Below are 13,044 nucleotides of genomic sequence, written 5' to 3' on the forward strand. Positions count from 1 at the left end.
TCCTAGGCCCTCCGCAGCGCTTCGGGCGACAGCGCGTCCCGCGGGCCGCTCTCGCCGTCGGTGACGTCGATGAACGTCTCGACCTGCTGGAGGACCGTCGCCGTCGCGGAGTCCTCCACCGTGAAGAGGAGCCGGTGGCGGCCCGCCCGGCGCGGCGTGAACAGGAACTCGGCGCCGTCCTGGTCGTGGGGAGAGGGCTTGAGCGTCAGGGCGTGCGCGGGTTCGACGTCGGCGGCGGTGAGCGGCGTGGCGCGGGCGGTCAGCCAGGGGAGGTCGGGTGCGGGGGCGGACCAGGGGTGCTCCGGACCGGGGTCGACGTGGAGGGTGATGCGGGACGCGGCGCCGGGGGTGGAGTCGTCGTCGAGGAGGGTGAGGCGGATGTGGGAGAGGGTGGTGGGGAAGGGGGTGGTGCCGGGGTCGGGGGCGCCCGGCTCGAGGATGAGGTGGCGGGCGGTCAGGGGGGTGTGCTCCGGGCGGTGGCTCCGGTCGAAGGCGTTGGCGCGCAGCGACATGGCCCACCTCTGACCGTGGGCGTCACCGATGGCCTCGAACCGGCGCTCGGCGTCGCGGTACAGCCCCGCCGCCGCCGACGAACTCCCCCTCTCCCGCCGCCACAGCCGCGCCAGCTCCAGGGTGTTCCAAGCCTGGCCGTGGAGGCAGCCGGACCGTTGGAAGCGCTCCATCGCCGACCGGAGCTGCGTCTCCGCCCTCGGCGAGGTCGTACGACCGGCGAACGGCAGGAGCGCGCGGCAGTGCTCTGCCCAGGCGTGGCCCAGTTGGTCGGGGACCTCGCGCAACTCCCGTTCCGCCGTGCGGACCAGGGGCGTGGCCCCCTCCCGGTCGCCGGAGGCCTCGTGGGCCAGGGCGAGATACAGATACGTCCACCCCGCGCCCCGCATGTCGCCGTTCGACAGGTGCAGGCCGAGCGCCTTGCGCAGCTGGTGGAGCGCCTCCGTGTGGCTCCCGAACAGCACCTGGTTCCTGCCGAGTTCGGTCTCCGTCCAGGCCCGGCCCTGGCGGTCGCCCAGCTCCGCGAACAGGTGCCGGGCGGCCTCCAGACGCTTCTGCGCCTCCTCCAGATCGCCCCGCACCATCCGCAGTCGCCCGTAGTGGTGAACGGCCCAGGCCTCGCCGCGTACGTCCCCCCGCACCTGGTGGGCCTCCACGGCGCTGCGCAACAGCCGGTCGGCCCCCCGGAGTTCACCCATGTCGCACCGGACGGCCGCGCGGGTGTGCAGCGCCCAGCCGTCCGGCGGTACGGCGTCGGGGAGGGCGTCGAGCGTGGCCGCGGCCTCGCGCAGCAGGCCCGCGTGGCGCTCGGCGATCGCCTTGTGGACGGCGGCGCGCGGGGAGCCGAGCTTGGCCAGGGCTTCCATGGCGGGCCGGGTTCGGCCGAGGTCCCTGGCGGAGGTGGCAGCCACGAGCTTCAGCGGCTCCCAGTGGCCCGTCGCGTGCCAGTGGGTCTGCTTGACCCGCAGCAGCCTGAACAGGCCCTGCCGTCCCATCAGTTGGGGTTCGAGCCGGTCGAGCAGGGCGGCGGCCGTCTCCGTCGACCCGGCGCGGGTGAGGCGTGCCGCGAGGTCGACGTACGCGTCCGCGCCGTCGCGCGGGTCGGCGGAGCCGTCGAGCACCGCCTTGGCGAGGTCGAGGTCCAGGCGGGGGAGGGCCCCTGGGCGAGGGGCCGGGCGCAGTCGGTACCACTCGTGCCGCGTGGCCTGGAGCAACCCCTTCGCGTACAGGTCCCGCAACGCCCTGCGGACCTGGTCGACGGGCTGTGGCCGCGCCCACCGCAGCGTGGCCGCCACCGGTGCGTTGACCTCGTCGCCCTGCCAGAGTTCGAGCGACTTCAACAGCATCCGGGTCAGTGGGCCGACTTCGGCCTCATGGCTCTCGGGGCCGTCCGTCACCTCGTAGGCGGCGGGCGGCGCCTCCGGCACCTCGTGTGCGGCCGCGGAAAGGGCCAGGACCCGGGAGTCCGTGCCCTCGACGAGCCAGTGGGCCATGCGCAGCAGCTCGGCTCCGGGCTCCCCGGCGGGCAGTCCGTCGAGCACCACCAGATGGCGCCCCTGCAGGAGCACATCGCGGCACGGCCAGGCCAGCGCCTCCTCCAGCCCGGAGGGCTCGGCAAGGACCAGGTCGTACAGGGAACGCGGCGGGCGGCCGTCGAGCAACTGCTCAAGGAGTGGCAGCAGGACGAGGTCGGGCGTGGTGCCCCCGGCGCCGAGCGGCACCCAGCAGGGCGTGAACCGCGCCCCTTCCCCCGTGTCCCGGGCCAGGTGGGCAAGCCGGACCGCCAGGGAGTACGTCCCGGCCCCCGGTGGCCCGTACAGCTCAAGGACCGCGGGGCTCTCGTCGTCGGGCTCCGGCCGCAGGAACGCGCGCAGCGCGGACGGCAGATCCGCCACCTCGCGGGGCCCGTCGTACGGCGCCAGATCGTCCGGCAGCCACCCCTCCACGTACCCCACCCCCCGCCCTTCGGCCGCTCAACTCCCCACTATGGCGGCCCGATCAAGGCGCGGTCACCGAAACCCCCATGATCTCCCTGGCGTGCCGGTCCGGCGTCATCCCGAGGCGCCACGCCTGCCACCCCGCGTCCAGCTCGGCGCCCCGCTCCAGGAGCAGCAGATACGCCTCGACGTACTGGTCGAGCTTCCCGTCGCGCGAAGGGTGGACGGCGCGGGCCAGTTGGACCAGCTCCTCCTGGGCGACGGCCGTGCCGATCTCCCAGCCGCCGGGGGAGGCATAGGGCAGGAGCGTGGCGCGCAGGAAGTGGGCCCAGTCCTCGCCGCGCCGGTCGCCGTAGGAGGCGAAGAGGGCGATGGCCTCGTCGCAGAGGGAGAGCGCGGCCTGGGTGCGGGCGTTCCCGGCGTCGACGACGGCAAGCTCCAGGCACGTCCAGGCCTCGCCGTGGGCGACCCCGATGCGCTGGAAGTCGGCGCGGGCGTCCATCAGGAGCTGGCGGGCGAAGCCGGAGTTGCGCAGCGAGCCGGTCTGCGCGGCGCGCTGGTCGCGGGTGACGCGCGCCGAGTGGTGGCGGGCGCAGGCGAGGCCGTACACGTCGCGCATGCGGGAGAACATCGTGCGGGCCCGCTCCAGGTCGCGTACGGCCTGTTCGAGGTTGCCGGTCTCCTCCAGGGCCTGGCCGAGGTAGTACAGGGACCAGGCCTCTCCGCGCGCGTCCTCGTTGTCGCGGTGGCGCGAGACGGCCTGGCGCAGGCCGTCGACGGCGGGCGCCGGGTCGCCCGCGACGAGTCGGGCGCGGGAGAGCTGGGTGAGGGCCCACGCCTCGCCGCGGGCGTCGCGCGTGCTGCCGTACAGGTCGAGGGCGCGCCGCAGCTCCTCCTCCGCGCGCGGCACATCGCCCCGGCGCAGGCACACCTGGCCGAGCTGGAAGTGGGCCCAGGCCTCGCCGTGCACGGACTCGCTCTCGCGGTGCAGGACCAGGGCGGTGCGCAGCATCTCCTCGGCCTCGCCGAGGCGGGAGCGGTCGCGTTCGACGGCGGCCAGGGCGTGCAGGGTCCAGGCGCGGTCGCCCGCGAGCTGCTCGGACACCTGGAGGTCGAGCGCCTCGCGGAGCCGGGCGGCGGCCTCGGACAGATTGCCCTGGTGGTGCAGGGTGATGCCGAGCGAGCCGAGGGCACGGGCCGCGCCCGCGTCCTGGTGGGCCTCGAAGTACAGGTCGACGACGGACGACAGGGTGGAGCGTGCCTGGTCGAGGTCGCCGATCTGGCGGGCCGCTATGCCGGTGCGCCACTGCACGCTGCGCTCCATCCGGCCCCGCCCCGCCGCCCCGGTGGCCGCCGCGCCCTGCTCCAGCTTCTCCAGGGACTGCGCGAACTCGCTGATCTCGCCGAGGCGGTAGAGGTCGCCGCGCAGCAGGCAGTAGTCGCACAGGGCGCCGAGCAGATTGAGGACGGCCTGCGGGTCGACGCCCTCGGCGTGCCGCAGCGCCGCCGTGATGAAGCTCGACTCGTCGTCGAGCCAGCGCAGCGCGGAGTCCAGGGACGTGAAGCCGTGCTGCCCGAAGTGGTCGGCGCGGGTGGACGTCTTGCCGTCGACGAGACGGATCACGGAGTCGGCCAGCTCGCCGTAGCTGACGATGAGACGTTCCTGCGCGGCGGTGCGCTCGCCGGGCTCCTCCTCGTCGGCCAGCCGGGCCTGGGCGAAGGAGCGCACGAGGTCGTGCAGCCGGTAGCGGTCGCTGCGGACGTGGTCGACGAGGCCCGCCCGGGACAGCGCGGTGAGCTGGCGGCCCGCCTCGGCCTCGTCGGTGGCGAGCAGCGCGGCGGCCGCGGCCGCGCCGAGCGAGGCGCGCCCGGCCAGCGCGAGCCGCCGCAGCAGGCGGCGTGCGGGCTCGGCCTGGTCGGCGTAGCGCAGCGACAGGGCACGCTCGACGGGGGCGAAGGCGTGCGGAGGCCCGTACGCGGAGAGGTCGTTGACCAGCTCAAGGGGGGTGCGCGGTCCGAGCGAGGACCCGGCGGTGCGCAGCGCGAGCGGGAGGCCGCCGCACAGGTCCCGCACGGTCTCCAGGGACGCCGCGTCGTAGGGCCCGGTCAGCTCCTCCGCCGAGCTGCGCAGCAACTGTTCGGCGCCCGCCGCGTCCAGCTCCTCCACCGGCAGCTGATGCACCCACGCGGGCAGGTCCTCGGGCAGGTCGAGGGGTTTGCGGGCGGTGACGAGGACGAGGCTGTCGGAGCGCTCGGGGATGAGGGTGCGCACCTGGTCCGGGTCGCAGGCGTCGTCGAGCACGACGACCACCTCAAGGCCCGTCAGATGCTGGTGGTAGATCTCGCTGAGCCGTCTGACCTGCTGTTCCTGCGTGGAGCGCTCGCGGAACAGAAGCTGTTCGCGGGGTGCGCCGAGGCGGTTGAGGAGGTGCAGGAGCGCGTCGCGGGTCGACAGGGGCGGGGTGTCGGGGCTCTCGCCGCGCAGGTCCACCAGACAGGCCCCGCGGAACTGGTCCTTCACGTCGTGCGCCGCCCGCACGGCGAGCGCGGAGCGGCCCGCCCCCGGCGACCCGTGCAGCACCACGACCGTCGGCCTGGTCTGGGTGCTGGCGCGCGCCGCGTGCACCCACTGCGCGATCCGCCCCAGCTCCGCCCGGCGTCCCGCGAACGTGCCGTGGGGCTGCGGCAGTTGGGCGAAGGACTGCTCCAGGACGGTGCGCCGCCGGGCCGCCGCGCTCTTGTCGGTGCGGCGCAGCTGCGGGGCCGCCTTCTTCTGGCCGCCGCTGCCGCCGGTCACCCCGCCGCCGCTCGCCGCGTTGAGGACCCGCTGCTGGTCGAGGAACGGCCGGATCCCGCGCACCTCCAGGGCCGTCAGCCACTGGAGCCGCAGTTGCTCGGGCCCGCCCGGCTGGCTCACCGCGCCCGCGTGCCGCTGCGCCGCAGGCACGTGCGACGCCGTCACCTTCACCACCGTCGCGGCGGCGCCCGCCACCGCGACCGCCGCGCCCGCGCCGAGCGCCGTGCCGCCGCCCGTGCCGAGCGCGAGGTCGGCGGCGGTGGCCGCGACGGCGGCGACGGCCACGACGAGCAGCGGCGTGCCCGCGCCCTCCTTCGCGTACCGCTGGGCGAAGGTGAGCTGTCCGGCCGCCGCCTCGTCCAGGGCCCGCGTGTACGCCTCGTACTCCTCGGCCGCCGTCTGCGCCATGGCGTCCAGGGCGCCGCGCGCCCGCGACAGGAGCACCCCGCCGTCCGTGCGCCCGCCGGTGCGCCGGACCTCCTCCTCGACGGCTCGTGCCAACAGCCGCTCGGCCTCGGCCCGATGGCTGTCCCGCATGTGGTCCCCCTCCGAGAGCGGCACGTGCCGTCGACACGTGTCCGTGCGTGTGCCCCGTGCAGGGGTACGTCTGCCCCGTACCTCTACATGTACGTGTCAGTGTCCTGCGTACGTGGCGTCGGCGCGAGGGAGTCGGCGGATCAGGGGCCGGTGTGCGCGAGGATGGGGCCATGCCGAACCGACTGGCCCATGAGACGTCCCCCTACCTTCTCCAGCACGCCGACAACCCCGTCGACTGGTGGCCCTGGTCGGCCGAAGCGTTCGCCGCCGCGCGGGAGCGCGGGGTGCCGGTGCTGCTCTCCGTCGGCTATTCGAGCTGCCACTGGTGTCATGTGATGGCGCACGAGTCCTTCGAGGACGGGACGACGGCGGCGCTCATGAACGAGCACTTCGTGAACATCAAGGTCGACCGCGAGGAGCGCCCCGACGTCGACGCCGTCTACATGGAGGCCGTCCAGGCCGCGACCGGGCAGGGCGGCTGGCCCATGACGGTCTTCCTCACCGCCGACGCCGAACCCTTCTACTTCGGCACCTACTTCCCGCCCGAGCCCCGCCACGGCATGCCGTCCTTCCCGCAGGTCCTCGACGGCGTGCGGCGGGCGTGGACGGACCGGCGCGACGAGGTCGGCGAGGTCGCCGCGAAGATCACCCAGGACCTGTCGGAGCGTCAACTGGCCGTCGGCGACGGCGGCCGCCCCGGCGAGGAGGTGCTGTCCCAGGCGCTGCTCGGCCTGACCCGGGACTACGACGTCCTGCACGGCGGCTTCGGCGGCGCCCCCAAGTTCCCGCCGTCCATGGTCGTGGAGTTCCTGTTGCGCACCCACGCCCGCACCGGCTCCGACGGCGCCCTGGAGATGGCCGCCGACACCTGCGAGCACATGGCCCGCGGCGGCATCTACGACCAGCTCGGCGGCGGCTTCGCCCGCTACTCCGTCGACCGCGAGTGGGTCGTGCCGCACTTCGAGAAGATGCTGTACGACAACGCGCTGCTGTGCCGTGCGTACGCCCACCTGTGGCGGGCCACGGGATCGGACCTGGCGCGCCGCGTCGCCCTGGAGACGGCCGACTTCATGGTCCGTGAACTGCGCACCGGCGAGGGCGGGTTCGCCTCCGCCCTGGACGCCGACAGCGAGGACGCCACGGGCAGGCTCGTCGAGGGCGCGTACTACGTCTGGACGCCCGCGCAGCTCCGCGAGGTCCTGGGCGAGGCCGACGGCGACCTCGCCGCCGCGTACTTCGGCGTGACCGAGGAGGGCACCTTCGAGGAGGGCGCGTCCGTGCTCCAACTCCCCCGGGGAGCGGACGGAGCGGTTGTCGACGCCGACCGGATCGCCGCCATCCGCGAACGGCTCCTCGCCGCCCGCGCCGAGCGGCCCGCGCCCGCCCGCGACGACAAGGTGGTCGCCGCCTGGAACGGCCTCGCCATCGCCGCGCTCGCCGAGACGGGCGCCCTCTTCGACCGGCCCGACCTGGTCGCGGCGGCCGTCGCGGCGGGCGACCTGCTCGTCCGCCTCCACCTCGACGACCGCGCCCGGCTCGCCCGCACCTCCAAGGACGGGCACGTCGGCGCCAACGCCGGGGTCCTTGAGGACTACGCCGACGTCGCCGAGGGCTTCCTCGCGCTTGCCTCCGTGACCGGCGAGGGCGTGTGGCTGGAGTTCGCCGGGTTCCTGCTCGACCACGTCCTCGCGCAGTTCGTCGACGCGGAGTCCGGCGCGCTGTACGACACGGCGGCGGACGGCGAGCAGCTCATCCGGCGCCCGCAGGACCCCACCGACAACGCGGCGCCCTCCGGGTGGACCGCGGCGGCGGGCGCGCTCCTGTCGTACGCGGCACAGACCGGGGCGAGCCCCCACCGGGAGGCGGCCGAGCGGGCGCTCGGCGTGGTCACGGCCCTTGCGCCGCGCGCGCCCAGGTTCATCGGGCACGGCCTCGCCGTGGCGGAGGCCGCCCTCGACGGTCCGCGCGAAGTGGCCGTCGCCGGGGCGGTCGGCGGCCCCCTGCACCGCGTCGCGCTCCTGGCGACCGCCCCCGGCGCCGTCGTCGCCGCCGGCCGGCCGGACGGCGAACTCCCGCTGCTCGCGGGGCGGCCCCTCGTGGACGGCGAGGAGACGGCGTACGTGTGCCGGGGCTTCGTCTGCGACCGCCCGACGACGGACGCGGAGGAACTGGCGCGGGCACTGGGGGTTCTCCGGTAGCGGCCTCCGGGGGGCGCGCCCCGGTCCGTCCCGGGCCGTGATCCGTCAGCGGCCCGTCAGCGGCCCCCGGCGAGGATCGACTGCCAACGGCACCCTTTGATGGAGGTTCCATGGCAGTCAGTCGGCGCAATCTGCTGCGGTCCGCCGCGGCCGTCGTACCGGTGCTCGCGGTCGGGGGCGCGCTGTCCGGCGTGGCCTCGGCGGCGGGTGCGGCGCAGGGGCGGTGGCAGGTCTTCCCGGTCGACGGGTCGAGGGGCGGCTACGCGTTCAACCGGCTCGGCTTCGCGCCGGGCGGTGGCGCCACCGCGCTCGCCACGTACGTCTCCTTCGACGGGAACAGCGTCCAGCAGGACCCGGCCGCCCTCCAGTTCGACGGCAAGGACTGGCAGCCGTCCGGGTTCCACAGCTTCCCCGACGGGACCAGACCCCTGAACGGCCTGGCGGTCCAGGCGGACGGGGCCTGGGGCGTGGGCCTGAGGTGGAACAGGCAGACGATGCGGGACGACGCCCAGATCCTGTACTGGGACGGCAGGACGTGGGCCGACCGGACGGCGGGCGCCGACATCGGCGAGCCCTTCGAGGCCGACGGGACCGGGAACGACGTCTGGGTGGTCGGCGGCGCCAGGCACCCGGCTCCCGGGGCGGTCGCGCTGCGCCGCAGCGGCTCGGGCTGGGCCTCGGTCGGCCTGCCGTCCGGGCTCGGCGCCGGTGCCCGGCTGCTGACCGTGCGGGTCGTGGCCGCCGACGACGTCTGGGTGGGGGGCTTCACGGCCACGGAGGCCTTCGGGACGCGGACGCCCCTGGTGCTGCACTGGAACGGGTCGTCGTGGAAGCGGCTGCCCAACCCGTTCGGCACGGCCAACGGGCAGGTGTCCGCGCTCCTCCCGCACGACGGCGTGCTCTGGGCCGGGGGCTACTCCGGGACCGGCATCGGCGGCGGGAGCGGCGACCGCGCCGCCGTGGCCGCCTGGAACGGCAGCGCGTGGTCGCCGCGGACCCCGGCGGGCCTGGCGGCCTCCGAGGCCACGCAGTTGGCGGTGTACGGGACGGAGGTGTGGGCCGCGGGCCGGGGCACGCCGCTGCAGCGCTGGACCGGCGGCTCCTGGTCCCCGGCGGCCGGACCCGAGCCGGAGCCGCTGACCGTGGGCGCCCTGGCCACGGCTCCGGACGGGTCGCTGTGGCTGGGCGGCAGCACGGAGCGCGGGAACTCGACCTTCTTCGCGCGGCTTCCGGCGGCTTCTTGACGGGCGGGGGCCTGGGGCCTTCGCGGGGTGCCCCAGTCCCGCCCCTTCACCGGTCCTGGGGCTCCGCCCCAGACGAGGCGCGAAGCGCCGATTCTGCGGGGCCCAGGGGCGGCAGCTCCCCGGGCCGGGGGATCGACCAGGTCACCCTGGCGGCAGCCCGACCGTGCCCTCCGACGCGGCGACGGCCTGCCGGACGATGGACTGGAGCCGTTCGTGGTGGGCGCCCCGCCAGTACACGCGGGCGCAGTCACCGCACTCCGCGAACACGTCGTACGTCCCCCGGGTGCCGCCCTCAAGGCGCTCCGCCACGTCCTCCTTGGTGGCGGCCCGCAGCGTTCCGTTGCAGGCCGTGCAGCGTGTCCACGGCCGCAGCGGCGGCGCGAACCGCTCCAGGATGTCGCTGAGCTGGTCCTCGGGCCGGTCGCTGTAGACGTACGCGCCCGCCCACAGCTCACGGCGGCGCAGCAGTCCCCGGTCCCGGCTCAGGAGCACGCGGCGCTCGGCGGCGGACCGGGCGGCGAGCGCGGGGTCGCCGATGTCCGTGCTCTCGTACGCGGTGTCGACACCGAGCAGCCGCAGGCGCCGGGCGAGGGTGCCGAGGTGTACGTCCAGGAGGAAGCGCAGCGGCTCCTCGGGGGGCTGCTCGTCGGGCCGCACCCGCTGGGGCCGCGGCACGCACCGCACTTCGACGCGCTGCCCGGCGGCGGGCACATGGCCCGCCGGGACCTCGTGGCCGTCCACGACGAGCGCGCCGACCTCGGTGAGGGGGACGCCTAGCGACTCCACGACGTGCCCCAGCGAGGACGCGCCGTCGGTGACGGCGGTGGTGGTGCGGCCGCGCCGCTCGTGCGGGACGAACAGGGCCAGGTCTGGGGCGAAGTCGATGAGGATCTCCGGACCGTTCATCCGGTCAGGATATGGCCCGCGTCACCTCAGGCGTGCTGGTACGCCACCATCGAGATCCCCACGTAGTGCACCGCGAACGCCGCCAAGGTGAACGAGTGGAAGACCTCGTGGAAGCCGAACCAGCGGGGGGAGGGGTTGGGGCGTTTGAAGCCGTAGACCACGCCGCCGACGCTGTAGAGGAGGCCGCCCACGACCACCAGGACCAGGACGGCGATGCCGCCCGTGCGCAGGAAGTCGGGGAGGAAGAAGACGGCTGCCCAGCCCATGGCCAGGTAGCAGGGGGTGTAGAGCCAGCGGGGGGCGCCGACCCAGAACACGCGGAAGACGATGCCCGCGGCGGCGGCCGCCCAGATGCCCCACATCAGCCACTGGCCCTTGGCGTCGGGCAGGAGCAGGAGGGTCAGCGGGGTGTACGTGCCCGCGATGATCAGGAAGATGTTGGCGTGGTCGAGGCGGCGCAGGACGCCGTCCGCGCGGGGGGACCAGTCGCCCCGGTGGTAGAGCGCGCTGACGCCGAACAGCAGGCAGGCCGTGAGGACGTAGATCCCGCACGCTATGCGGCCGCGGGTGGAGTCGGCGAGGGCGGTCAGGAACAGACCGGAGACCAGCACCGCGGGGAACATCCCGGCGTGCAGCCAGCCGCGCAGCTTGGGCTTCACCGGATGGACGGGCGCGGACGGGTCGGCCGTGGCCGTGTCGGGGCCGCCTGCGGGGGAGTTCACGAGCGCGTCGGGGACGGGTGAAGTCATGGGCGGCATCGTACCTACGCAACCGTAAGTTAGGTGTCAAAAGTGACGCGGGCAGAGCCTACTAGTGGTGAGGCTCACGGTCACGGGGTGCGGAGTGGCAATGCTCACGCCGCTCAGTTGTGAGGCACTCTGGACAGATGCGCATATGCGTCGGATGATCAAATGAGTGCGGTCGGCACCGGATGAGCGCCAGGAAGATCGAAGCAGTGAAGCATCCGGGTCGCAGCCCCCACGGGGCCCCAACCACAAAAACCCTCGTATAGGAGCAATCGTGGCGCGCGATATCGCGGCTCCCCCGTCAGTGACGTCCCCGGGCACCGTCCCCACCGACCACCAGGCACTCGTGTCCTGGGTGAACGAGATCGCCGAACTGACCCAGCCGGACAGCGTGGTCTGGTGTGACGGCTCCGAGGCCGAGTACGAGCGCCTGTGCGAGGAGCTCGTGGCCAAGGGCACCTTCAAGAAGCTGGACCCGATCAAGCGGCCCAACTCCTACTACGCGGCCTCCGACCCGACGGACGTCGCGCGCGTCGAGGACCGCACGTTCATCTGCTCCGAGAAGGAAGCGGACGCGGGGCCGACGAACCACTGGAAGGACCCGGCGGAGATGCGCGACATCTTCGCGGGGGAGAAGGGCGTCTTCCGGGGCTCCATGCGCGGCCGCACGATGTACGTCGTGCCGTTCTGCATGGGCCCGCTCGGCTCGCCGCTGTCCGCGATCGGCGTCGAGATCACCGACTCCGCGTACGTCGCCGTGTCCATGCGCACCATGACCCGCATGGGGCAGCCGGTCCTGGACGAGCTGGGCTCCGACGGCTTCTTCGTGAAGGCCGTGCACACCCTCGGCGCCCCGCTGGAGCCCGGCCAGGCGGACGTGCCGTGGCCCTGCAACTCCACGAAGTACATCTCGCACTTCCCGGAGTCCCGCGAGATCTGGTCGTACGGCTCCGGCTACGGCGGCAACGCCCTGCTCGGCAAGAAGTGCTACGCCCTGCGCATCGCCTCCGTCATGGCGCGCGACGAGGGCTGGCTCGCCGAGCACATGCTGATCCTCAAGCTGACGCCGCCGACCGGTGAGTCCAAGTACGTCGCCGCCGCCTTCCCGTCCGCCTGCGGCAAGACCAACCTGGCCATGCTGGAGCCCACGATCTCCGGCTGGACCGTGGAGACCATCGGCGACGACATCGCCTGGATGCGCTTCGGCGCGGACGGCCGCCTCTACGCGATCAACCCCGAGGCCGGCTTCTTCGGCGTCGCGCCCGGCACCGGCGAGCACACCAACGCCAACGCGATGAAGACGCTGTGGGGCAACTCCGTCTTCACCAACGTCGCGCTGACGGACGACGGTGACGTCTGGTGGGAGGGCATGACGGAGGAGACTCCGAAGCACCTCACCGACTGGAAGGGCAACGACTGGACCCCCGAGTCCGGCGTCCCCGCCGCGCACCCGAACGCCCGCTTCACCACGCCCGCCTCGCAGTGCCCGATCATCGCGCCCGAGTGGGAGGACCCCAAGGGCGTGCCGATCTCGGCGATCCTCTTCGGCGGCCGCCGCGCCTCCGCGGTGCCGCTGGTCACCGAGTCGCTCAGCTGGAACCACGGTGTCTTCCTGGGCGCGAACGTCGCCTCCGAGAAGACCGCCGCGGCCGAGGGCAAGGTCGGCGAGCTGCGCCGCGACCCGTTCGCCATGCTGCCGTTCTGCGGCTACAACATGGGCGACTACATGGCCCACTGGGTGGACGTGGCCAAGGACAAGGACCAGTCCAAGCTGCCGAAGATCTACTACGTGAACTGGTTCCGCAAGAACGCGGACGGCAAGTTCGTGTGGCCCGGCTTCGGTGAGAACTCCCGTGTCCTGAAGTGGATCGTCGACCGCCTCGACGGGCGCGCCGAGGGCGTGGAGACCCCCATCGGCGTCCTGCCGACGCCCGCGTCCCTGGACACCAAGGGCCTCGAACTGCCCGCCGCCGACCTGGAGTTCCTGCTCACGGTCGACAAGGAGGTCTGGCGCGAGGAGGCCGCGCTGGTCCCCGAGCACCTGAACACGTTCGGGGACCACACCCCGAAGGAGCTGTGGGACGAGTACCGCGCGCTGGTCGCCCGTCTGGGCTGACCCCGTCGGCGGATGACACCCGGGCCGCACGCCGCCGAGGCGCGCGGCCCGGG

General features: G+C 74.0%; 7 protein-coding genes. 3 read left to right on the forward strand and 4 right to left on the reverse strand.

Annotated elements, in window-relative coordinates; translation table 11 throughout:
- Positions 1-2: 2 nt before the first annotated feature.
- Positions 3-2,465, reverse strand: a complete 2,463-nt coding sequence (locus ACZ6AA_RS02920) for a hypothetical protein (RefSeq protein ID WP_471455926.1) — start codon at positions 2,463-2,465, stop codon at positions 3-5.
- A 43-nt stretch (positions 2,466-2,508) separates the two neighbouring features.
- Positions 2,509-5,781 carry a tetratricopeptide repeat protein gene (locus tag ACZ6AA_RS02925; protein WP_468451214.1) on the reverse strand — a complete coding sequence of 1,091 codons (3,273 nt, stop codon included), beginning with the start codon at positions 5,779-5,781 and terminating at the stop codon, positions 2,509-2,511.
- A 170-nt stretch (positions 5,782-5,951) separates the two neighbouring features.
- On the opposite strand from ACZ6AA_RS02925, the gene ACZ6AA_RS02930 reads away from it, so the two are divergent.
- Positions 5,952-7,979, forward strand: a complete 2,028-nt coding sequence (locus ACZ6AA_RS02930; RefSeq protein ID WP_468480486.1) for a thioredoxin domain-containing protein — start codon at positions 5,952-5,954, stop codon at positions 7,977-7,979.
- A gap of 110 nt (positions 7,980-8,089) precedes the next feature.
- Entirely contained in the window at positions 8,090-9,223 is a 1,134-nt protein-coding gene (locus ACZ6AA_RS02935; RefSeq protein ID WP_471455929.1) for a hypothetical protein, read from the forward strand.
- 141 nt (positions 9,224-9,364) lie between these two features.
- Here ACZ6AA_RS02935 and ACZ6AA_RS02940 read toward each other — a convergent pair whose 3' ends face one another.
- Entirely contained in the window at positions 9,365-10,129 is a 765-nt protein-coding gene (locus ACZ6AA_RS02940; RefSeq protein WP_468480488.1) for a Mut7-C RNAse domain-containing protein, read from the reverse strand.
- 26 nt (positions 10,130-10,155) lie between these two features.
- Positions 10,156-10,878 (reverse strand): PAQR family membrane homeostasis protein TrhA, encoded by a 723-nt coding sequence (gene trhA / locus ACZ6AA_RS02945; protein WP_468451222.1) that lies wholly within the window; start codon positions 10,876-10,878, stop codon positions 10,156-10,158.
- 271 nt (positions 10,879-11,149) lie between these two features.
- On the opposite strand from trhA, the gene ACZ6AA_RS02950 reads away from it, so the two are divergent.
- Entirely contained in the window at positions 11,150-12,991 is a 1,842-nt protein-coding gene (locus tag ACZ6AA_RS02950; protein WP_468451224.1) for a phosphoenolpyruvate carboxykinase (GTP), read from the forward strand.
- The last annotated feature ends 53 nt before the right edge of the window (positions 12,992-13,044 follow it).

It is taken from the genome of Streptomyces sp. NPDC040610, from assembly GCF_055594065.1.

What these genes read in the sequence shown, in the direction of transcription:
- ACZ6AA_RS02930 (WP_468480486.1), top strand. Translation starts at nt 5,952, where the DNA reads ATGCCGAACCGACTGGCCCATGAGACGTCCCCCTACCTTCTCCAGCAC.
- ACZ6AA_RS02925 (WP_468451214.1), bottom strand. Translation starts at nt 5,781, where the DNA reads ATGCGGGACAGCCATCGGGCCGAGGCCGAGCGGCTGTTGGCACGAGCC.
- trhA (WP_468451222.1), bottom strand. Translation starts at nt 10,878, where the DNA reads ATGACTTCACCCGTCCCCGACGCGCTCGTGAACTCCCCCGCAGGCGGC.
- ACZ6AA_RS02935 (WP_471455929.1), top strand. Translation starts at nt 8,090, where the DNA reads ATGGCAGTCAGTCGGCGCAATCTGCTGCGGTCCGCCGCGGCCGTCGTA.
- ACZ6AA_RS02940 (WP_468480488.1), bottom strand. Translation starts at nt 10,129, where the DNA reads ATGAACGGTCCGGAGATCCTCATCGACTTCGCCCCAGACCTGGCCCTG.